This is a genomic window from Streptomyces sp. NPDC028907, from assembly GCF_055564995.1.
The window spans coordinates 225993-247830 of the sequence record NZ_JBVHVE010000011.1 but is presented as its reverse complement, the minus strand read 5'-3'; the positions used below and the strand labels follow the sequence as shown (position 1 = coordinate 247830).

General features: G+C 71.0%; 15 protein-coding genes. 6 read left to right on the top strand and 9 right to left on the bottom strand.

What is annotated here, in order from left to right; all coding sequences use genetic code 11:
• Positions 1–132: 132 nt before the first annotated feature.
• Both ACZ4UU_RS31125 and ACZ4UU_RS31120 read left to right on the top strand, forming a co-directional pair.
• Complete coding sequence (locus tag ACZ4UU_RS31125) at positions 133–1275, top strand: aminoglycoside phosphotransferase family protein (RefSeq protein ID WP_471906712.1); 1143 nt, start codon at positions 133–135, stop codon at positions 1273–1275.
• A 230-nt stretch (positions 1276–1505) separates the two neighbouring features.
• Positions 1506–3425, top strand: coding sequence for an N-acetylmuramoyl-L-alanine amidase (locus ACZ4UU_RS31120; RefSeq protein WP_471906711.1), 1920 nt, complete (start codon positions 1506–1508; stop codon positions 3423–3425).
• A gap of 4 nt (positions 3426–3429) precedes the next feature.
• On the opposite strand, the gene ACZ4UU_RS31115 is transcribed toward ACZ4UU_RS31120, so the two are convergent.
• The 8 genes from ACZ4UU_RS31115 to ACZ4UU_RS31080 form a co-directional block, all read right to left on the bottom strand.
• On the bottom strand, positions 3430–5664 hold the full coding sequence (locus ACZ4UU_RS31115) for a glycoside hydrolase family 95 protein (protein ID WP_471906821.1): 2235 nt from the start codon (positions 5662–5664) through the stop codon (positions 3430–3432).
• A 251-nt stretch (positions 5665–5915) separates the two neighbouring features.
• Positions 5916–6413, bottom strand: coding sequence for a hypothetical protein (locus ACZ4UU_RS31110; RefSeq protein WP_471906710.1), 498 nt, complete (start codon positions 6411–6413; stop codon positions 5916–5918).
• A gap of 550 nt (positions 6414–6963) precedes the next feature.
• Positions 6964–7869 (bottom strand): universal stress protein, encoded by a 906-nt coding sequence (locus ACZ4UU_RS31105; RefSeq protein ID WP_471906709.1) that lies wholly within the window; start codon positions 7867–7869, stop codon positions 6964–6966.
• 151 nt (positions 7870–8020) lie between these two features.
• Positions 8021–8263, bottom strand: coding sequence for a DUF397 domain-containing protein (locus ACZ4UU_RS31100; RefSeq protein WP_030048218.1), 243 nt, complete (start codon positions 8261–8263; stop codon positions 8021–8023).
• Between the two features lie 118 nt (positions 8264–8381).
• Positions 8382–9548: a thiolase domain-containing protein gene (locus tag ACZ4UU_RS31095; protein WP_471906708.1), complete on the bottom strand. Its 1167-nt coding sequence runs from the start codon at positions 9546–9548 to the stop codon at positions 8382–8384.
• A complete protein-coding gene (locus ACZ4UU_RS31090) occupies positions 9545–10594 on the bottom strand; it encodes a thiolase domain-containing protein (protein WP_471906707.1) in 1050 nt (349 codons plus the stop codon). The genes ACZ4UU_RS31095 and ACZ4UU_RS31090 overlap by 4 nt, the downstream gene beginning before the upstream one ends.
• The gene (locus ACZ4UU_RS31085) at positions 10591–11532 is read right to left on the bottom strand and encodes a Zn-ribbon domain-containing OB-fold protein (RefSeq protein WP_471906706.1); all 942 of its coding nucleotides are present in this window, start codon (positions 11530–11532) and stop codon (positions 10591–10593) included. Before ACZ4UU_RS31085 ends, ACZ4UU_RS31090 begins: the two co-directional genes overlap by 4 nt.
• A 148-nt stretch (positions 11533–11680) precedes the next feature.
• The gene (locus tag ACZ4UU_RS31080; protein ID WP_471906705.1) at positions 11681–12481 is read right to left on the bottom strand and encodes a crotonase/enoyl-CoA hydratase family protein; all 801 of its coding nucleotides are present in this window, start codon (positions 12479–12481) and stop codon (positions 11681–11683) included.
• A 177-nt stretch (positions 12482–12658) separates the two neighbouring features.
• Here ACZ4UU_RS31080 and ACZ4UU_RS31075 point away from each other — a divergent pair, with 177 nt between their 5' ends.
• The 3 genes from ACZ4UU_RS31075 (at position 12659) to paaK (ending at position 17703) form a co-directional block, all read left to right on the top strand.
• Complete coding sequence (locus ACZ4UU_RS31075; protein ID WP_471906704.1) at positions 12659–14287, top strand: acyl-CoA synthetase; 1629 nt, start codon at positions 12659–12661, stop codon at positions 14285–14287.
• Positions 14288–14403: 116 nt separating this feature from the next.
• Positions 14404–16230 carry an alkaline phosphatase family protein gene (locus ACZ4UU_RS31070; RefSeq protein WP_471906703.1) on the top strand — a complete coding sequence of 609 codons (1827 nt, stop codon included), beginning with the start codon at positions 14404–14406 and terminating at the stop codon, positions 16228–16230.
• A gap of 177 nt (positions 16231–16407) precedes the next feature.
• Entirely contained in the window at positions 16408–17703 is a 1296-nt protein-coding gene (paaK, locus tag ACZ4UU_RS31065) for a phenylacetate--CoA ligase PaaK (protein ID WP_471906702.1), read from the top strand.
• Between the two features lie 39 nt (positions 17704–17742).
• On the opposite strand, the gene ACZ4UU_RS31060 is transcribed toward paaK, so the two are convergent.
• Positions 17743–19281 (bottom strand): acyl-CoA synthetase, encoded by a 1539-nt coding sequence (locus tag ACZ4UU_RS31060; RefSeq protein ID WP_471906701.1) that lies wholly within the window; start codon positions 19279–19281, stop codon positions 17743–17745.
• 120 nt (positions 19282–19401) lie between these two features.
• Between ACZ4UU_RS31060 and ACZ4UU_RS31055 the strand changes: the two genes are divergently transcribed.
• The gene (locus ACZ4UU_RS31055; RefSeq protein WP_471906700.1) at positions 19402–21828 is read left to right on the top strand and encodes a penicillin acylase family protein; all 2427 of its coding nucleotides are present in this window, start codon (positions 19402–19404) and stop codon (positions 21826–21828) included.
• The last annotated feature ends 10 nt before the right edge of the window (positions 21829–21838 follow it).

The following is a 21838-nucleotide window of genomic DNA, read 5'->3' as shown; positions in this document are numbered from 1 at the left end:
GGGCATCGGGTGTCAGGTAGGAACGCGCCACCCCGACCCGGTTCGCCGAGGGACATTCCCCAGGGTGCACCCGGGCGGCCGGATCGGGCAGCGCTTTGTCGTCGCAGGCACACGAAGGGATCTGTTTCTCCCATGTACGCAGCATCGTCCTCCGTGTCCGCCCCGCCCCGGTCGCTGCGTGCCCGCCCGGCGGGCAGCGGCCCTTACCTCGACCCCGCGCGGCCGACGGCCGCCCCCGCGCTCGGCGCGGGCCGGCCGCTGCGCGCCGCGGGGCCCGGCACCCAACCGCTCAGCGGGAGACTCGACTTGTCCGGCCCTCAGGGCGCCCAGCTGCGCACCGCGATCGCGTCGGTGCACCGGATCTGCCCGGAGTTCGCTCCGGTGCAGGTGCTGCGCCGCAGCGGGCGGTCCGTCCTTCTGGTCGGCACGACCGGGCGCAGCACGGCCGTCGCCAAGTGTTTACTGGACCACTCCCCAGTGTGGGCCGAGCGGATCCGGCACGAAATAGCGGCATACCGCTCGTTCGTCCGGCACCGCCCTCCGGTGCGCGTGCCGAGGCTGATCGCAGCGGATCCGGACAACTGCACACTCGTCATCGAGCGGATGCCCGGCCGGGTGGCGGCACTGCAGCGCCACCCGCTGGAGACACCCCCGCGCGCGGACATCAGGGCGGCGCTCGGCGCGATCTGCCGGCTCAACACGTGGCGGCCGCCGGCGGGCACGTTCGACGCGCCGCTGGACTACGCGACCCGGATCTCCCGGTACCACGAGCTGGGGTTGCTCACCGACCGGGACATGGGCGATCTCCAGAAGCTGCTGCACGGCATCGCGACGACCGCGGGCCGCCAGGGCATGGGCCAGTTCTGTCACGGCGACGCGCTGCTCTCGAACATCCTGCTCTCACCGGCCGGTCCAGTGCTGGTGGACTGGGAGCACGCGGGCTGGTACCTGCCGGGCTACGACCTGGCGACGCTGTGGTCGGTGCTCGGGGACGCGCCGGTCGCCCGTCGCCAGATCAGTCAGATCGCCCAGTCGGCGGGCCCGGCCTCCCGGGACGCGTTCCTGGTGAACCTGATGCTCGTACTGACCCGGGAGATCCGCACCTATGAGACGGCCGTGCAGCGTTCGATGCACGACACGACCCCGGCGGCACCGGGAGTGGCCCAACCGGGTGCTGCGCCGTCCGGCGAGGAACAGCGGCTGCTGCTGAGGCGGCTGCACGACGACTGCCAACTGGCCCGACGGGCCGTGCGCGCGGCGGTCGGCACTCGCTGACGGGGACGGTGGTCCGCGGTTCGCCCTGGAGACAGCGGTGTACCGCGGGCCTTCGTGTGTCCGGCGCCGGTGCGTTCCTCCGTATGGCCACGAAACTCCCGGGAACCCCCGGTTGACAAGGGAATTCGCCTCGCTCTTGGCATGATTGACGGATCGTCGGACAGCGGGTACCACGGAGTCACGTCCGGCCCCGCACCGCTCAGCGCGCACGACCGTCCCAGGAGGCTGCATTGCGAGGATCCGTCACCGCCCTGGCCGCCGCGGCACTGCTGATCCCGCTGCTGGGCGCGGCCCCGTCCGATGCCGAGGGCTCGGGCAGCGGCCTTCAGTCGGCCTTCGCGTCCGCGGCAGCCGAGTACCACGTGCCGCAGAGCATCCTGCTGGGCGTCTCCTACCTCCAGTCCCGCTGGGACTCGCACGCCGGGGCGCCCAGCGTCACCGGCGGCTACGGCCCGATGCACCTCACGGATGCCCGCACCGCCCTCGCCGGTGCCACGCCGCACCACAGCGACGGCTCGGAGGACCCGCGCGGCGACAGCGCCCGCCCGCCCCTGCTGCCCACGGCGAAGCTGCCGGGGACCTCGGCGATCCCGGCCCGCCTCAGGACGTTGCCTAAGGCGGCCGAACTGACCGGGCTGAGCGCGAAGCGGCTGCGTACGGACCCGGCGGCGAACGTGGCCGGCGGTGCCGCGCTGCTCGCCGCCGCGCAGAAGGAGCTGGGCGAGCCGCTCAGCTCGGATCCCGCCGACTGGTACGGGGCGGTGGCCCGCTTCTCCGGCGCCGACGACACCGCCACGGCGGCGGCGTACGCGAACGACGTCTACGACGTGCTGCGCACCGGCCAGGAGCGGCACACGGACGCGGGCGAACTGGTCGCCCTGTCCGCCCAGCCGGGCCTCTCCCCCGACACCGCGCAGCTGCGGCAGGCGGGGCTGCGCACGCTCAGGGCGGGCGAGACCGAGTGCCCGCCGACGGTGGCCTGCGAGTGGATCCCGGCTCCGTACGAGAAGTTCGGGGACGACGACTACGGCAACCACGACCTGGGCGAGCGGCCGGCCTCCTCGGACATCGACTACATCGTCATCCATGACACGGAGGGCGCCTGGGAGGGTGTCCTCACCATGGTGCAGGACCCCACCTATGTGTCGTGGCAGTACACACTGCGCTCCACCGACGGGCACATCGCCCAGCATGTGAAGGCCAAGGACGTCGCCTGGCACGCGGGCAACTGGTACGTCAACGCCAAGTCGATCGGCCTGGAGCACGAGGGTTTCCTGGCGAAGCCGGACGCCTGGTACACGGAGGCGATGTACCGGTCGTCGGCCCGTCTGGTGAGCTACCTCGCGAAGAAGTACGGCATCCCGCTGGACCGGCAGCACATCCTCGGTCATGACACCGTGCCGGGCCCGACCACGTCGACGATCAGCGGGATGCACACCGACCCCGGCCCGTACTGGGACTGGCGGCACTATTTCGAGCTGCTCGGCCGTCCCCTCTCGCCGAGTGCCGGTCCGAACGGCGGCCTGGTGACGATCCGCCCCGACTACGCGACCAACCGGCCCCGTTACACGGGCTGTGTCTCCGCGGGCCAGGCCTGCGCGGACCACGGATCGAGCGCGGTACGGCTGTACTCGGGGCCTGGTGAGTCATATCCGCTGATCAAGGACATCGGCCTGGGCTCGACCCCGACCACCGGTGTGAACGACCTCTCGTCGCGGGTCTCGACGGGCCAGCAGTACGCGGTGGCCGGCCGGAGCGGTGACTGGACTGCGATCTGGTACCTGGGCCAGAAGGCATGGTTCAAGAACCCGAAGAAGAGCCCGACGGCGGTACACGCGGCCGGTCGGGTGGTCACGCCGAAGGCCGGCCTGAAGAGCGTCCCTGTGTACGGGCGTGCCTACCCCGAGGCCTCCGCCTATCCGGCGGGCGTTCCCGCGCAGGCCGTGTCGCCGCTGCCGTACACCTTGCCGGCCGGCCAGCGGTACGTGGTGGGCGGCAAGGTGCCGGGCGAGTACTACTACGCGGTGACCTTCGACGAGGCCTCGCACCGGGTCGTCGTGGGCAAGGACCAGTACTACGAGATCCAGTTCGGTCACCGGGTGGCGTATGTACGGGCGGCTGATGTGCGGGAGCTGGCCTCGGGGTCGTAGCGCGTCAGTGCTGTCGGCTCCAGGTGTACCGCCGCCCGGCGACCGCCCTGAACGTCAGCTGCCCGTCCTCGAACAGGTCGCTGCGTACGGTGAGTTCACGTGTGCGTGACGCCTTCAGCGCGATGCGGGTCGCCCGGCCCTGCGCCCACTCGACGTCGACGGTGACGCCACCGCGGGCGCGCAGGCCGCGTACCGAGCCGGTCGGCCAGGCGGCGGGGAGGGCGGGCAGTACCTCGACGGCGTCGTACTGGCTCTGCAGGAGCATCTCCACGACGCCGGAGGTGGCGCCGAAGTTGCCGTCGATCTGGAACGGCGGGTGGGTGTCCCAGAGGTTGGGCAGGGTCGAGGACTTGAGCTGTTCGCCGAGCATCTTGTGGGCGTGGTCGCCGTCGCGCAGCCGCGCCCAGAAGTTGATCTTCCAGGCCTTGGACCAGCCGGTGCCGCCGTCGCCGCGTGCGGTGAGGGAGACTTTGGCAGCCTCGGCCCATTCGCTGCCGGGTTCGATCTGCCGACCGGGGTGGAGGGCGAACAGGTGGGAGACGTGCCGGTGGGTGTCGGTGGGGTCGTCCACGTCCTCCTTCCACTCCTGGAGTTGGCCCCAGGCGCCGATGTGCAGGCCGGGGTCGAGCCGGTTCAGCGCCTCCTCGACGCGGCGGCGGAAGTCGGGTGTGTCGCCCAGGATCCGGGCGGCTTCGAGGGTGTTGGTGAACAGGTCGTGGACGATCTGCTGCGACATGGCGGCGCCGGCGGTGAAGTCGCCGTGCTCGGGCGAGTAGCTGGGGGTGACGACGAGGGTGCCGTCGCGCGGGTCGGTGCGCAGGTTGTCGAGCCAGAACTCGGCGGCCTCCTTCATCGCGGGGTACGCGGTGGAGCGGAGGTAGTCGGTGGAGCCGCCGAATCTGTAGTGCTCGTACATCTGTTGGGTGAGCCAGGCCGCCGCCTCGGGGAACCAGAACGCGGTCGCCCAGTCGTGCACGCCGGTGAAGCCGTACGGGTTGGTCTCGTTGTGCACCACCCAGCCGCGCGAACCGAACATCTCCCTCGCCGTACGGCGTCCGGGCGCGCGCAGCGCCTCGACGAAGCGGTCGTACGGCGCCGTCGTCTCGGCGAGGTTGGCGGCCTCGGCGGGCCAGTAGTTCATCTGGATGTTGATGTTGGTGTGGTAGTCGGCGGACCACGGAGGCGTGGTGCTGTTGTTCCAGACGCCCTGGAGGTTGGCGGGCAGGGAGCCCGGGCGTGAGGAGGCGATGAGCAGGTAGCGGCCGTACTGGAAGTAGAGGGCTTCCAGGGCGCGGTCCGCCGCGCTGGCGCCGTCGGTGTACGCGGCCAGCAGCCGGTCGGTGGGCACGTCGGCGGGCAGGGACTGGCCGATGTCGAGGGCGACGCGGCCGAACAGGGCCCGGTGGTCGCGGACGTGCCGGGCCAGCAGCGCGTCGTAGCGGTCGCCGGCTCGCTCCACGGCACGGCTGACGGCGGCGTGCGGGTCCGCGCCGCGGTAGTCGGGGTGGGTGTCGGCGTAGTCCGTGCCCGCGGCCAGGACGAACCAGGCGCTGTCGGCGCCGGTCACGGTGATGGTGCCGTCGGCGTGGGATGTGACGGTGCCGCCTTGTGCGCGCACCTTGACCTGTGCCTCGAAGCGCAGCCCGTTGTCGGCGAGCGCGCCCCGTACGGTCAGGGTGGCGTCGGCCGCGGCGGCGGTGAAGTCGGCGCGGGGCGAGGTGTGGCGCAGGGTGAAGGTGACGCTGCCGGGCCGGTCGGCGCCGAGGCGTCCCACGATCACGCCGTCGGGGTGGGAGGCGAAGAACTCCCGTTGGTGGCGGACGCCTTGGTGGGTGTAGGCGACTGAGGCGACCGCGTGGTCGAGGTCGAGTTCGCGTCGGTAGTCCGCCGGGGGCGTCGTCGGTGCGCCGGGCAGGTCGAGGTGGAGGTCGCCGAAGGTCTGGTGGGCGCCGTAGCCGATCCGTGGCTGGCCGAGCCGGTCGGCGACCGACTCGGGGTCGAGTGTGGTCCGCGCGTCGAGGTCGTCCTGTACGGCGGTGATCGCGCCGGGCCGGGGCGCGCGCCAGTTGCCGTGGTCGTAGCCCTGGGTGGAGCCGGGGCCGCCGGTCCACAGGGTCTTCTCGTTGAACTGGAGCCGTTCGGAGGCGAGGGTGCCGAACACCATGGCGCCGAGCGCGCCGTTGCCGACGGGCAGGGCCTCGCGTTCCCAGTCGGCGGCGGGAGTGGCGTACCAGAGCACTGACAACTCCCTCGATACATCGGAGGAATCAGCGGCGGCAGCCTCAATGGTGCCGGCCCCCAGGGCCAGTGCGCCGGTACCCGCACCGGCGGCTACGGCCGCGGCCTTCAGCGTCGTCCTTCGAGTGATCTCATGCGGCTCATGCGACTCATACGACATGACCCCTGACGCTAGAGGTCCGATGACTCTGGCGACAAGGGTCATGACAACATGTGCGGAACCCCGAACAGGCGGGTTCCGGGCGGGCGGCCTCAGCCCTGCTGGAAGAGCTCCGCGGGCAGCGGCTTGAGGAGGGCGTACAGGTCGTCGGTGATGGGGCGGTCCCAGGCGGCGATGGTGACCAGGACGTTGTCGCTGCGGTCGAACTGCACGCAGGAGATCCGGCCCTCGGAGAGCTTCAGGCGGCGCACGATCAGGAGGTTGTCGCCCTGCATCACGGGCACGTCCTCACTGCCGACGACGGTGACCTCCTCTTCGTTCTCCAGGGCCAGCAGCAGCTGAGCGACCTCGAACGGGATCTCGCCCTCGTCGATCTCGCGGGCCGGGGAGCCCTCCGGCAGATTGCCGATGATCATCGCGGGGCCGCGGCCGCCGAAGAGGTCGTAGCGCAGGAAGACACCCTGGCAGCTGCCGTCGGGGGCGGGCAGCAGCCCGGCGCCCAGATTGCCGGGCCAGTCGCCCGGGTCCATGGCCAGTACGTCGAAATCGGGCCCGGCGGGCGTGGCGCTGCGGCGGCGGAGGAACGACATGTCGCCATGGTACGTGGCCGGGCGTGTTGCATGACGTGCGGGCATCGGTTCGAGGCGTGCTCCCCGGCGCGCGGGCGGGGGCCCATCGAGCTCCCACGAGAGCGTGATACGGCCCGGGGCGCACGACGCCGGCGCGTACGGGAACGGCTGGCGGTACGTCCTGGTGTCCCGGCTGCGCGGCGAGAGCCTGGCCGGCGCCTGGTTCCGCGCGCCGCACGCCGAGCGTGAGCGGCTGGTCGCCGAGATCGGTGAAGCACTCGCCGCGCCGCACTGTCTCGATCCCGGTCCGCTCGGGGACTTCCTCGCACCCGGGGACTGGAGCGCGTTCGTGGACCGGCAGCAGGCCGCGGCGGTGGAGCGGCGGCGCGGGCACGGGGCTGTCCCTCCCCCGGGTGGCTGGAGCAGATCCCCGGCTTCCCGGCCCCGGAGCCGCTGCCGCGCACGCCGCGCCCTGCCCTGTCGCCTACGGGAGTTGGGCGCCCCGGCCGAGGGCATGCTGGCCGCCCCTGGCCGAGGTCTGGTTCGGCACCGCCTGCCGGGGCTCGGGCACCTACTCCTCCATCGGCGTGGCCGGCACCACCGCCACCGGGCTCGCGGCATGCAGCAGCACGGCGTGGGTCACCGAGCCCATCATGCGGGCGGGGGCCAGGAGACGGCGTCTGTGGCGGCCCACGACGACCAGGTGTGCGTCCCTGGAGGCGGCGACGAGGTGGCCTGCGGCGTCGCCCGGGGCCACGTAGGGATCGGCGCGCACGTCCGGGTGGCGCTCGCGGTGCGGGGCGAGGATGCCTTCCGCGAGAGTGCGGGTCTCGGCCTCGACGGCGTCCTGGTCGTGGGACGGCGGCACGATCTGGGCGGTGGCGGCCGTCCAGACGTGCAGGGGCCAGGTGTAGGCGGCGACCACCTGGAGCCGGGCGCCGCGCAGGGCGGCCTCGGCGAAGGCGAAGGACAGTGTGGCGTCGTCGGGGCTGTCGACCTGAAGGCCGACGACGACTCTGAGCCCTGGTTCGATCGGCCTCTCGTCGTGGACCTCGCGTCCGGGCTTGGGCACCACGACGACCGGGCACCCGGCGTCCCGGGCGACGGCCATGCCGGTGGAGCCGAGCAGCAGACTGGCGAAGCCGCCGCGTCCCCGGGAACCGAGCACCAACAGCTGGGCTCCGGTGCCCAGTTCGGGCAGCTCCGTCGAGGCCGCGCCCGCCAGGGCGGCGTACTCCGTCTCCGGCCGTTCGACCCGCCCGTCCATGTAGCGGCGGACCCGGTCGAGCACGGGATCGTCCTCCGGTACCGGCCGCCCGGCGGGCAGGACGTCGGGCCTGGCCCATGCGGCGTACTGCTGCACATGGACCACTCGCAGCGGCGCCTCGCGCACCAGGGCGGCGTCGAAGGCCCAGTCCAGCGCGACCAGGCTGTCGTCCGAACCGTCGACCGCCGCGATGACCGGCAGGGTGCTCATGGGTTCTCGCCTTTCCGGAATACGACCTTCCCCCCTCCTGGGGTCAGCCTGGCTCAGGCGTCGGCCCCAGGGGGCTCTCAAGGTCGCGTGTCCGGAAAAACGGGCGGAACACACCCGGATCGGCCCGAAGGCGCTGTCAGGTCAGGCGCTGTCAGGTCAGGTCGAACTCGCCCTCCCTCGCGCCCGACACGAACGCGCCCCATTCGGCGGGTGTGAAGATCAGGGAGGGACTCTCCGGACTGCCGCTGTTGCGCATCGCGATGAACCCCTCGACAAAGGCGATCTGGACATCCCCCAGGCCACGGCTGCTCGAGTGCCAATCGGCGTTGCTGAGGTCCAGCTCCGGCTTCTCCCAGCCCGTGAACGGCTGCTGCTGGATGGTGCTCTCGGCCACGTCCGTGCTCCTCCCGATTCGTCGTCCGCGGGCCAGCCTAGCGATCGGTTCGGAGTGCCGACAGGCCACGTGAGGGGGACCTTTGCGGAGCCGTCCCCACCGCCGTACGGGAGTGTTCTCAGGCATCCGGGGGCTGGGAGCCCACGAGCCACATCGAGAAGAACTGCGATCCGCCGCCGTAGGCGTGTCCGAGCGCCTTGCGGGCCCCGTCCACCTGGTGTTCCCCGGCCTGTCCGCGCACCTGCAGGGCGGCCTCCGCGAAGCGGATCATGCCGGAGGCGCCGATGGGGTTGGTGGACAGGACGCCGCCGGACATGTTGACAGGCAGGTCGCCGTCCAGTTCGGTGGCCCCGGCCTCGGTGAGCTTCCAGCCCTCGCCCTCGGCGGCGAAGCCGAGGTTCTCCAGCCACATGGGCTCGTACCAGGAGAACGGCACGTACATCTCGACGGCGTCGATCTCCCGGCGTGGATCGGCGATCTGGGCCTGCCGGTACACATCGGCGGCGCAGTCCTTGCCGGCCTGCGGCGACACCGCGTCCTTGCCCGCGAACAAGGTGGGCTCGCTGCGCATGGCACCGCCGAGCATCCAGGCGGGCGGCCGGGGCGCGCGGGCGGCACCGGCGCGGTCGGTGAGGATCATCGCGCAGGCGCCGTCGGAGGAGGGGCAGGTCTCCGAGTAGCGGATCGGGTCCCACAGCATGGGCGAGGCCTGGACCTTCTCCAGGGTGATGTCGTGCTCGTGGAGATGCGCGTAGGGGTTCTTGAGCGCGTTGCGGCGGTCCTTGTACGCCACCAGGGAGCCGACCGTGTCGGGCGCGCCGCTGCGCCGCATGTACGCGCGCACGTGCGGGGCGAAGAAGCCGCCCGCTCCGGCGAGGAGGGGCTGCTGGAAGGGGATCGGCAGGGACAGTCCCCACATGGCGTTCGACTCGGACTGCTTTTCGAAGGCGAGCGTCAGGACGGTGCCGTGCACGCGGGCGGCGACCAGGTTGGCGGCGACGAGGGCGGTGGATCCGCCGACCGAGCCGGCCGTGTGCACCCGGAGCATGGGCTTGCCGACCGCGCCGAGCGCGTCGGCCAGGTACAGCTCCGGCATCATCACGCCCTCGAAGAAGTCGGGCGCCTTGCCGATGACGACGGCGTCGACGTCCGCCCAGGTCAGCTCGGCGTCGTCGAGGGCCCTGCGGGCGGCCTCCCGGACGAGCCCGGCGATCGACACGTCCCGGCGCGCGGCGACGTGCTTGGTCTGACCGATGCCTACGACGGCCACGGGCTCCTTGCTCATCGCGGATCCCCTTCGAGTACGGCGACCAGGTTCTGTTGGAGGCAGGGGCCGGACGTGGCGTGCGCGAGCGCCCGGTCGGACTCGCCCCGGTGGATGCGGGCGGCGGCCTCGCCGATGCGGATGAGCCCGGCGGCCATGACGGGGTTGGCGGCGAGCGCGCCGCCGGACGGGTTCACGCGTACGTCGGCGTCGAGCTTCAGCGCCTTGCGCAGGACGACCTCCTGTGAGGTGAACGGTGCGTGCAACTCGGCTGTGTCGACGGGCCGTTCGAACGCGCCGGCCCGCTCGGCCGCGAGGCGGGTCGAGGGCGAGTCGGTCAGGTCGCGCACCCCGAGCCCGTGGGCCTCGATGCGGTGGTCGATGCCGCGGATCCAGGCGGGCCGGTCGCACAGCTCGCGGGCCCGCTCCCCCGCCGCGAGGATCACGGCCGCGGCCCCGTCGCCGATGGGCGGGCAGTCACCGGTACGCAGCGGACGTACGACGTACTCGCCCTGCGGCACCGACCCGGTCAGCTGCGCATGGGAGTTGGCGGTGGCCTCGGCGCGGCTGCGGGCGGCGACGTCGGCCAGCGCGGGTTCGTCCGTGTCGCCGGCGTGGATGAGGGCCTGGGCCTGGAGGGCGGCGAGGGCGACGGAGTCGGGCCAGAGGGGGGCGACGTAGTACGGGTCGAGCTGGCGGGTGAGAACGTCGCGCAGCGGGCCAGGGGAGGACTTGCCGTAGGAGTAGACGAGCGCGGTGTCGGCGTCGCCGGTCAGCAGCTTGGTCCACGCCTCGTACAGGGCCCAGGCGCCGTCCATCTCGACGTGCGACTCGGAGATCGGCGGCCAGGCGCCGACGCCGTCGAGGGCGAGGGTGAAGGAGAAGGCGCGGCCGGCGAGGTAGTCGCTGGAGCCGGAGCAGGTGAAGCCGATGTCGGCGGTCTTGAGGCCGGTCCGGTCGAGCACCTCGTGCAGCACGGGCATCAGCATCTCCACCTCGGAGAGGTCCTCGCTGGTGCGCCGGTGGTCGGTCTGTGCGAAGGCGACGACGGCTATCTCGCGGTTCACAGCAGCTCCCTGTAGGTGTCGTAGTCCGCGTCGGGCTCGCCCGTCGGCCGGTAGTGGTCGGGGTAGCGGGCACCTTCCGTCCACACCGGCTCCACCCGCAGGCCCATGCGCACCTGGTCGTAGGGAATGCCGCCGATCCGCCCGTGCAGGGCGAGGCCGGCGCCGTCGAGGGCGATGTGGGCGTAGACGTACGGCACTTCGATGTCGAGGTTCTTCGCCTTGATGTTGACGATGCAGAAGGTGGTGACTGTGCCGTGGGGACCTACCTCGACCTGTTCCGATGTGGCGAGCCCACATGTGGGGCACGCACCCCTCGGCGGGACGTACACCTTGCGACAGGACGGGCAGCGTTCGCCGACGTTGCGCTGCTCGGCCAGGGCGTTGATGTAGGCGGTCTGGGCGCGGCCCGGTGAGTAGGTGTAGTCGAGTCGGGCGGGCGCGACGATGCCGGTGACCGGATCCTCGAACTCGCCGGTGTGCCCGGTGAGTTCGGCCTGCTGGCCGGTGTACGGCTCGAAGCAGGAGATGTCCGTGATCGCGCCGGTGCGCTCCTCGGCCCAGCGGATGCGGACCCGCATGCCGGTGTGCACGGCGTCGGGTCCCGGAGCGTCGAGGGCGTGCAGGAGGGCGGTGTCGGCGCCGTCGAGGCGGACCAGAACCCAGGCGAAGGGGGTGTCGAGGGGCTGGTCACGGCGGGGGGCGTGGTTCCAGGCCCAGGTGGTGACCGTGCCGGTGGGGGCGACTTCGACCAGGTCACGGATTTCCTCGGCGGTGACGGGGTCGTACTCGACGGGCGGCACGAGCGTCCGTCCGTCACCGGCCCGCACCCCGAGCACGACGCGCTCGCGCAGCCCGGTGAGAAAGGCGCTCTGGACTGGTCCGAGAGAACGGGTGAAGGGAAACTCGACGACGAGGGGAGCTTTGAGGACCTCAGGCATCGGGGGCGTACCTCCTTGGGAGATCGGGATGCGTGGGGGGCACAGCAACTGACCAGGTTCGGTACGGCAGACGCCCTAGGGGCGCGGGGAACTGCGCAACCAGCCACATTCGGCCCGCAGCTGCCAACTGCCCAAGCCAGCTCAGCGCCTACGTCCGCTTGTAGACAGGCGGTCGCTTCTCCGCGAAAGCGCGGGCGCCTTCCTTGGCATCAGCGGTGTCGAAGATCGGCCACCCCCGCTTGAGCTCGGCGGTGAGCCCGTCCGTCTCGGTCAACTCGGCGGTCTCGTACACCGACGCCTTCACGGCCTCGACGGCCAGCGGACCGCAGGCGTTGATCTGTTCGGCGATCTCCAGGGCCTTGGTCAGCGCCGTGCCGTCGGGGACGACGTGCCCGATCAGGCCGATGCCGGCGGCTTCGCGCGCGCTGTACGGGCGGCCGGTGAGCAGCATCTCCAGGGCGTGGGTGCGCGGGATCTGCCGTTGCAGACGGACCGTGGAGCCGCCGATCGGGAACAGTCCGCGCTTGACCTCGAACAGCCCGAAGGTGGCCGACTCGCCCGCGACGCGGATGTCCGTGCCCTGGAGCATCTCGGTGCCGCCGGCGACGCAGTACCCCTCCACGGCGGCGATCACCGGTTTGCGTGGGCGATGGTGGCGGAGCATGGCCTTCCAGTGCAGGTCGGGATCGGCCTTGAGCCGGTCGCGGTAGTGCTCGCCCGCCATGCCGTTCCCGGCGAGTGCCTTGAGGTCCATACCGGCGCAGAAGCAACCCCCCGCTCCCGTGAACACGACCGAGCGGATCGAGTCGTCGGCGTCGGCCTCGACCCAGCCGTCGTAGAGGCCGACCAGCATCGGCAACGAGAGCGCGTTCTTCGCCTCGGGCCTGTTGAGCGTGAGCACCAGTGTGGCGCCCTCGCGCCGCACGGCGAGGTGTTCGGTCCCACCCATGACCAGTCTCCCCTCTGACAGAACGAGAACAGGTTGCAGGAGGGGCGAAGGCACTTCAAGGGTTTTCTGACAGCCAGTCAGATTCTTTTGCGCGCAGGCTTCACAGTTGTGCCGCCCTTTGCTCTGATGACCGGCGAACCGTTGGTGGACCGTGCCCTGTCGAGGTCAGGAGGAACGGTGGAGTACAACCTTGCCGACCTGTTCGAGTCGGTCGTCGACGTGGTTCCCGACCGCGAGGCGCTCGTGTACATCGACCAACCGGGCACGGGCGCGGAGCACCGTCTGACGTACGCGCAGCTGGACGCGGCCGCCAACCGGATCGCCCACCATCTGATCGACAGCGGGATCCGTCCCGGCGAACACCTCGGGCTCCACCTCTACAACGGCGTCGAGTACCTCCAGACGGTGCTGGCCTGCCTCAAGGCGCGGATCGTGCCGGTCAACGTCAACTACCGGTATGTGGAAGAGGAGTTGGTGTACCTGTACCGGGACGCCGATCTGGCGGCCCTGGTGTTCGAGGCGGAGTTCACGGACCGGGTGGCGGCGGCGCTGCCGCGGGTGGAGGGGCTACGGCATCTGGTGCGCGTGGGCACCGTGGCCCCCGGTGCGGGGCACGCACCGGTCGTGCCGGCCGTGGCCTTCGCGGACGCCGAGGCCACCGGGTCGCCCGAGCGCGGGTTCCCGGAGCGGTCGGGCGACGACCAGTTCATCATCTACACCGGCGGCACCACCGGGATGCCCAAGGGTGTGATGTGGCGCCAGGAGGATCTGTTCTTCGCGGGGCTGGGCGGGGGCGCGCCGACCGGGGAGCCGGTGAAGAAGCCGGAGGAGCTCGCGGAGCGGGTGGCCGCGGGCGGCGACGGGATCACCTTCTTCCCCACCGCCCCGCTGATGCACGGCACGTCCACCCTGACCGCGTTCATCGGCTTCAACTTCGGCCAACGCATCGTGATCCACCGCAAGTTCGCCCCGCAGGAGGTCCTGCGGACGATCGAGAAGGAGAGGGTCACCAGCGTGTCGCTGGTGGGTGACGCGATGCTGCGGCCGCTCGTCGACGCGTTGAACGGGCCGATGAAGGGCACCGACTGTTCGTCGATGTTCAGCGTGTCGTCCTCCGGGGCGATCATGTCCGACACGGTGCGCCGGCAGTTCCAGGAGCTGGTCCCGAACGTCATGCTGCTGAACAACTTCGGTTCCTCGGAGTCCGGCTTCAACGGCACCGCGACCGAGGACTCCGGCCCCGAACGCGGATTCCGCATCCGCGTCAACTCCCGTACGCGGGTGGTGGATCCGGCGACCCACGAGGCGGTCGCCGTCGGCGAGGTGGGCCGTGTCGCGCAGTGCGGCCATGTGCCGCTCGGCTACTACAACGACCCGGGGAAGACCGCCGAGACCTTCTTCGAGAAGGACGGCCGGCGCTGGGTGCTGCTGGGCGACATGGCCACGGTCGACGAGGACGGCGTCGTCACGGTGCTGGGCCGCGGCTCGCAGTGCATCAACACCGGGGGCGAGAAGGTGTACCCGGAGGAGGTCGAGCAGGCACTCAAGTCCCATCCCGACGTGTACGACGCGCTGGTGGCCGGGGTGCCGGACGCGAAGTGGGGACATCATGTGGCGGCCGTGGTGCAGTTGCGGGCGGGTGCGGAGCGACCGTCGCTGGATGACATCCAGACCCACTGCCGCACCCACCTCGCGGGCTACAAGATTCCCCGCCAGCTGGTGATCACCGACTCGATCCGGCGCTCGCCCAGCGGCAAGGCGGACTACCGCTGGGCGCGTGAGGTGGCGACGACTGCGGACGGGTGAATTCCGGGCAGGAACGATTGAACCTAAGGTGACGTGCGGACGTACTCGTGATGGCAGGCTCGGTCATCGGGCGCTGTTCGCCATGCCATCGCAAGACCGCACGGGAGGACCTCCGGGTGTCGCAGGAGGCAGCAGAGCAGGTAACGCAGGAGACGACGGAAGAAGCAAGGACGGCAGAGGGTGCCTCGGCGGCGGGAAAGCCTGAGGAGGTCGAGGCGGTCGAAGGGGGTACGGCAGCCGGGGAAACCGAGGCGGCCCATCCCGCGGAGCCGTCCGACCCCACCCCCTCCCCCGGCTGGTTCGGCTGGCGTCGCCGCTACCCTCGTACGGCACGCGGCGTCACCATCGGGACGTCCGTCCTGGCCGGAGCCCTCCTGCTCTTCGCGCTCCTCCTGCCGAACCAGTCGGAGCGGCTCACCCCCGAGGCGTTCTTCCGTCTCCCCGCCGAGGGGATCCTGCTCGCCGGCCTGCTGCTGGCGCTGCCGCCGCGGTCACGGCGGCTGATGTCCGTCGTCTCGGGTGCGCTGCTCGGGCTGCTCACCGTGCTGAAGTTCGTCGACATGGGCTTCTACCAGGTGCTGGCCCGGCCCTTCGACCTGGTCCTGGACTGGATCCTGCTCGACGACGCGGCGGAGTTCGTGCGCGAGTCCTTCGGCCGGACCGGTCAGGTGCTCGCGGTGGTCGGGGTGATCGTCCTGATCGTCGCCGTGCTCGTCCTCATGACGCTGGCGATGGTGCGGGTGACGAATCTGATGGTCAGCCACCGTGCCGTCGCCGCCCGTACGACGCTGATCCTCGGCACCACGTGGATCACCTGCATGACGCTGAGCATCCAGATCACCGGTGTCCCGCTGGCCACCAAGGCCAACGCCGATCTGGTCAACAACCGGATCGAGCAGGTACGGGCGGGCCTCGAGGACGGACGCATCTTCCAGAAGCAGGCCGCCGTGGACGCCTTCGCGAAGACGCCGCCGGACCAGTTGCTCACCGGGCTGCGCGGCAAGGACGTCCTGTTCACCTTCATCGAGAGCTACGGCCGGGTCGCGATCGACGACCCGGCGATGGCACCGCAGATCGACGCGGTGCTCAAGGAGGGGACGAGCGACCTCAAGGCGGCCGGGTTCCAGTCACGCAGCGGCTGGCTGCGGTCGCCGGTGACGGGAGCCGGTAGCTGGCTCGCCCACTCCACCTTCCTCTCCGGGCTGTGGATCAAGAACCAGCAGCGGTACCGGAGTCTGACCACCAGCGACCGCGCGACGCTCAACAGCTACTTCCGCAAGACGGGCGCCTGGCGCACGGTCGGCGTCGTGCCCGGGGTACGGCGGGCCTGGCCGGAGGGCAAGTACTTCGCCCTCGACCACATCTACGACTCCGAGCACCTGGGCTACCAGGGCCCCTACTTCAGCTGGACGCCCGTGCCCGACCAGTTCAGCCTGGAGGCCTTCCAGCGTCTGGAGCACGGCAAGAAGGACCGCGAGCCGATCATGGCGGAGATCATCCTGGCCTCCAGCCACAACCCCTGGTCCCCCATCGCCCGCATGATCGACTGGGACGACCTCGGCGACGGCTCCGTCTTCCACCAGATCAAGAAGGAGGGCACGGACCCCAAGGAGGTCTGGAAGGACCCCGAGCGCGTCCGCACCGAGTACCGCCGCGCCATCGAGTACTCGATCCACAGCCTCACCGAGTGGGTCGAGCGCTACGGCACGGACGACACGGTCCTCGTCTTCCTCGGCGACCACCAGCCCGTCCCGACCGTCACCGCGGGCAACACGAGCAAGGACGTCCCCGTCACGGTCGTCGCCCGCGACCAGAAGGTCCTCGACCGGATCGCCGACTGGCACTGGACGGACGGCCTCAAGCCCGCCGAGAACGCTCCGACGTGGGGTATGGACAAGTTCCGCGACCGTTTCCTGACGGCGTACGGGCCGCGGAAGGACTGAGACCGGCGGCGGTCGGGCTGTGCGGCCCCGGGGGGGTGGGGAGAGGAGACGTGGGGAGAGGAGAAAGTCCGGCCCGCCCCCTTGCCTGATCAATCCGTGCCTGGATTACTGATCCCGAACACCCGGACCGAATGATCGGTCGTCCGGATCGACGCGGTTGGCGAGGGAGAAGTCCCGATGGCGGATGCGACGGAGCTGCTGGACTCGGGGGAACGGCTCGCCCCGGAGGCACTGCGGGCGTTGCAGCTGGAGCGACTGCGGACCTCGCTGCGGCACGCGTACGACAACGTGCCCTTCTACCGTGAGTCTTTCGACAAGGCCGGCGTACGGCCCGAGGACTGCCGCTCGCTCGCCGACCTGGCCCGTTTCCCGTTCACGACCAAGGCCGACCTGCGGGAGAACTACCCGTACGGGATGTTCGCCGTGCCCCAGGACCGGATCCGCCGTATCCACGCCTCCAGCGGCACCACCGGACGCCCCACGGTCGTCGGCTACACCGACGCCGACCTCTCCCTGTGGTCCGACATGGTGGCGAGGTCCATCCGGGCGGCGGGCGGGCGGCCCGGCGACAAGGTACATGTGGCGTACGGCTATGGGTTGTTCACGGGTGGACTGGGCGCACACTACGGGGCCGAACGGCTGGGCTGTACGGTCATCCCCGCGTCGGGCGGTATGACGGCCCGCCAGGTCCAGCTGATCCAGGACCTCAGGCCCGAGATCATCATGGTGACGCCGTCCTACATGCTCACGCTCCTCGACGAGTTCGAACGGCAGGGCGTCGATCCTCGCGGCACCTCGCTGCGCGTGGGCATCTTCGGCGCCGAACCCTGGACCGAGCGGATGCGCCAGGAGATCGAGGAGCGATTCGCGATCGACGCCGTCGACATATACGGGTTGTCCGAGGTGATCGGGCCCGGGGTCGCGCAGGAGTGTCTGGAGACCAAGGACGGGCTGCACGTGTGGGAGGACCACTTCTTCCCCGAGATCGTCGACCCGATCACGGGTGAGGTGCTGCCCGACGGCGAGAAGGGCGAACTGGTCTTCACCTCGCTCACCAAGGAGGCCATGCCCGTCATCCGGTACCGCACCCGGGACCTGACGCGGCTGCTGCCGGGGACCGCCCGGGCGTTCCGGCGGATGGAGAAGATCACCGGGCGAAGCGACGACATGGTCATCCTGCGCGGGGTCAATCTCTTCCCCACCCAGATCGAGGAGATCGTGCTCCGGACACCGGGCGTGGCACCCCACTTCCAGCTGCGTCTGACCAGGGAAGGCCGTCTCGACGCCCTCACCGTGCGCGCGGAGGCACGCCCGGACGCCTCACCCGAGGTCCGGGACGCCGCGGCGCAGGCCATCGCCGCGGCCGTGAAGGACGGCATCGGGGTGTCGGTCGCCGTGGAGATCGTCGAGCCGGAGTCGCTGGCACGGTCCGTGGGCAAGATCCGGCGGATCGAGGACCTGCGGCCGCGCTAGACACGGTCGGTGCGGCCGGAACGGGCGCCCTGGCCCTGATCACCTGTTCCCCCGCTCCCCTACCTCACCTACCTCACCTACCTCACCGGCGAACCGGTCCCGCAGCTCCCGCTTGAGGATCTTGCCGCTCGCGTTGCGCGGCAGCTCGGCCACGAACAGCACCCGCTTCGGCGCCTTGAAGCGGGCGAGCTTCTCGCGCGCGTGCTCGATCAGTTCGGCCTCGCTCACCTCGCCGCGCGGCACGACGACCGCGGTGACGGCCTCGATCCACCGCTCGTCGGGCAGGCCGATGACGGCGACCTCGGCGACGGCCTCGTGCGTGTACAGGGCGTCCTCGACCGCGCGTGAAGCGATGAGCACACCACCGGAGTTGATGGCGTCCTTCACCCGGTCGACGATCGTGAAGTAGCCGTGCGCGTCGCGCACCGCGAGGTCGCCGGAGCGGAACCACCCGTCGCGAAAGGCCTCGGCGGTCTCCTCGGGCTTGTCCCAGTAGCCCTCGCACAGCTGCGGGGAGCGGTAGACGATCTCACCTGGGGTGCCGTCGGGTACGTCCTCGCCGTTCTCGTCGACGACCCGGGCGTCGACGAAGAGGACGGTTCGGCCGCAGGAGTCCAGCCGGCCCTTGTGTTCGTCCGGACCCAGCACCGTGGCCAGCGGGCCGATCTCGCTCTGGCCGAAGCAGTTGTAGAAGGCCAGACCGGGCCATCGCTCACGCAGTCGTTCCAGGACCGGCACGGGCATGATCGAGGCGCCGTAGTACGCCTTGCGCAGCCCGTCGAGCTCGCGGGTCGCGAAGTCGGGGCGGTTGGCCAGGCCGATCCACACCGTGGGCGGGGCGAACAAGCTGTCCGCGCGGCCCGTCTCGATCAGGTCGAAGAGCCGGTCGCCGTCGGGGGACTCCAGGATGACGTTGGTGGCGCCGACGGCCAGATACGGCATGAGGAACACGTGCATCTGCGCCGAGTGGTACAGCGGCAGCGAGTGCACGGGGCGGTCCCCGGCGCTCAGGTCGAGGGCGGCGATCGCGCTCAAGTACTCGTGGACCAGGGCACGATGGGTCATCATCGCGCCCTTCGGCAGGGCCGTGGTGCCGGAGGTGTAGAGCAGCTGCACCAGGTCCTCGCCGCGTGCCTCCGGGCCGTCGTACGCGGGCGCCGTGGCCTGCCGGGCCAGCAGTGAGTCGTCGGCCTCGCGCAGCGGCAGCGTGGGGACGCCGTCGGGGAGGCGGCCGGCGAGGGCGGGGTCGGTGAGGATCAGGGAGCTGCCGGACTGGCCGAGGATGTAGGCGAGGTCGTCGCCGGTGAGGTTGTGGTTGACGGGGACGTGGACGAGGCCCGCGCGGGCGCACGCCAGGAAGGCGATGAGGTACGCGCAGGAGTTGTGGCCGTAGGCGGCCACCCGGTCGCCGGGGGCGAGGCCCTGGTCGAGCAGGACGCCCGCCGCCCGCGAGACGGCGTCGTCGAGTTCCTCGTACGTCCACGCGCGTCGGCGGTCCTCGACCGCGACGCGTGCCGGGGTGCGTCCGGCGCTGCGGCGCAGTACCCCGTCAACCGTGCTGCCGTGTGCTGGCGTCATGACACATGATCCTCGGTGTCTCGCAGAGACGGGTCAAGGCGGAGGCCGGACACCCGACCGGGGAGACATACCCGTTGGTATGCTCAACGGCTCCTTCCCTCAATGACGTTGGGAGGCACGATGCGCACCCGCCCCAGACGGCTCGTCGTCGCGGCCGTCGCCCTGCTCGCCACCACGGCCGGACTGCCCGCGACCGCGGCCGAGCCGCAGGATTCGCAAGGCCGGCACGAACAGCTCTCGCACGGTGGTCTGTCCGCCGTCGTCCGCTACACCGAGTACGGCATTCCGCACATCGTCGCCAAGGACTACAAGTCCCTCGGCTTCGGCACCGGTTGGGCGCAGGCCGCCGACCAGGTGTGCACGCTCGCCGACGGATTCGTGACCGTACGCGGCGAACGTTCGCGGTTCTTCGGACCGGACGCGGCCACCGACTTCTCCCTCTCCTCGGCGACCAGGAATCTCTCCAGCGACCTCTACTTCCGCGGCGTACGGCAGACCCGCACGGTGGAGAAGCTCCTCGCCGAACCGGCACCGCGCGGCCCGAGCCGTCAGGTCAGGGACCTCATGCGGGGCTTCGCGGCCGGGTACAACACCTGGCTGAAGCAGAACCGGATCACCGACCCCGCCTGCGAGGGCGCCGCCTGGGTCCGCCCGGTCACCCAGTCGGACGTGGCCGCCCGCTTCTACGCCATCGCCGTGCTCGGCGGCCAGGGCGGCTCGGTGGACGACATCACCGGCGCCCAGCCACCCACCGCCTCCACCGCCCGCGCCGAGGGCAGCGGGGCCGCCGCGGACGCCGGGGCGCTGATACGGGCGGTGCGCGAGCGGACCGCCGACGCGGACATGGGCTCGAACGCGGTCGCCTTCCACGGTGACACCACGGCCGACGGCCGCGGCCTGCTGCTGGGCAACCCGCACTACCCGTGGCACGGCGGACGCCGATTCTGGCAGGCACAGCAGACGATCCCCGGCGAGCTGAACGTCGCCGGCGCTTCCCTGCTCGGCTCGCCCACGATCTCCATCGGCTACAACGCCCGTGTGGCGTGGAGCCACACCGTCTCGACCGGAGTCCCGTTCAACCTGCACCGACTGACGCTGGACCCCTCCGACCCCACGGTCCACCTCGTGGACGGCAGACGCGAGCGCATGAAGAAGCGGACGGTGACCGTCGCGGTCAAGGGCGGCGCCCCGGTGACCCGAACCCAGTGGTGGACGCGGTACGGCCCGGTCGTGGCCTCCACCGACGGCGAGCTCCCGCTCCCCTGGACCGACACCACGGCGTACGCGCTCAACGACCCCAACGCCGCCAACATGCGCTTCGCCGACACCTCTCTCGGCTTCAGCAAGGCGCGCGGCACGGCGGACGTCCTCGCGTCCCTCACCCGGCACCAGGGGCTCCCGTGGGTCAACACCATCGCCGCGGACTCCTCGGGCCACTCGCTGTACACCCAGTCCCAGGTGCTGCCCCGGGTCACCGACGACCTCGCGGCGCGCTGCTCCACGGACCTCGGCAAGGCCACCTATCCGGCGGCGGGCCTCGCGGTCCTCGACGGCTCCCGCGGTGACTGCGCGTTCGGCCGCGACGCGGACGCCCTGCAGCCCGGGATCTTCGGGCCCGCACGCATGCCGACACTGAAGGACGCTCCGTACGCGGAGAACTCCAACGACAGCGCCTGGCTGGCCAACGCGGACCGGCCGCTCACCGGGTACGAGCGGATCTTCGGCACCATCGGCACCCAGCGCTCGCCGCGCACTCGCGGCGCGATCGAGGACGTGGCGGCGATGGCGCGGCGGGGCGGTCTGACCGTCCGTGACCTGGAGCGCCAGCAGTTCACCAACCGGGTGCCCGTGGCCGCTCTGGCCGCGGCGGACGCGGCGAAGGCCTGTGCCGCGCTGCCGGATGGCACGGCGACGGACAGCGACGGCAAGGCGGTCGACGTGGCCGAGGCCTGCTCGGTGCTCGCGGCCTGGGACCGCACCATGGACACCGGCAGCCGGGGTGCCCTGCTCTTCGACCGGTTCTGGCGCAAGCTGACGGCGAAGGTGCCGGCGGCCCAGCGGTGGAAGGTGCCTTTCTCGGCGACGGACCCGGTGCGCACCCCGAACACCCTCAACACCGACGCCCCCGGCTTCGCCACGGCCCTGGCGGACGCGGTCGCCGAACTCCGGTCGACGGGCATCGCGCTCGACTCCCGGCTCGGCCAGCACCAGTTCGTCGTACGGAACGGTCAGAGCGTCGCCGTCCCGGGCGGCACAGAAGGGCTGGGCGTGTGGAACAAGATCGAACCGGTGTGGAACGCGCCGCAGGGCGGCTACACCGAGGTGACGACCGGGTCCAGCCACATCCAGGCGGTCGGCTGGAACGGCAGCCGCTGCCCCGTGGCCCGAACACTGCTGACGTACTCGCAGTCCTCGAACCCGAACTCGCCCCACTTCAGCGATCAGACCCGGTTGTTCTCGGGTGAGAAGTGGGTGACGGCGCGGTTCTGCGAGAAGGACATCCTGGCGTCGCCGGCCTTGAGGACCGTCCACATACGCGAACGCTGAGTCAGTGTGG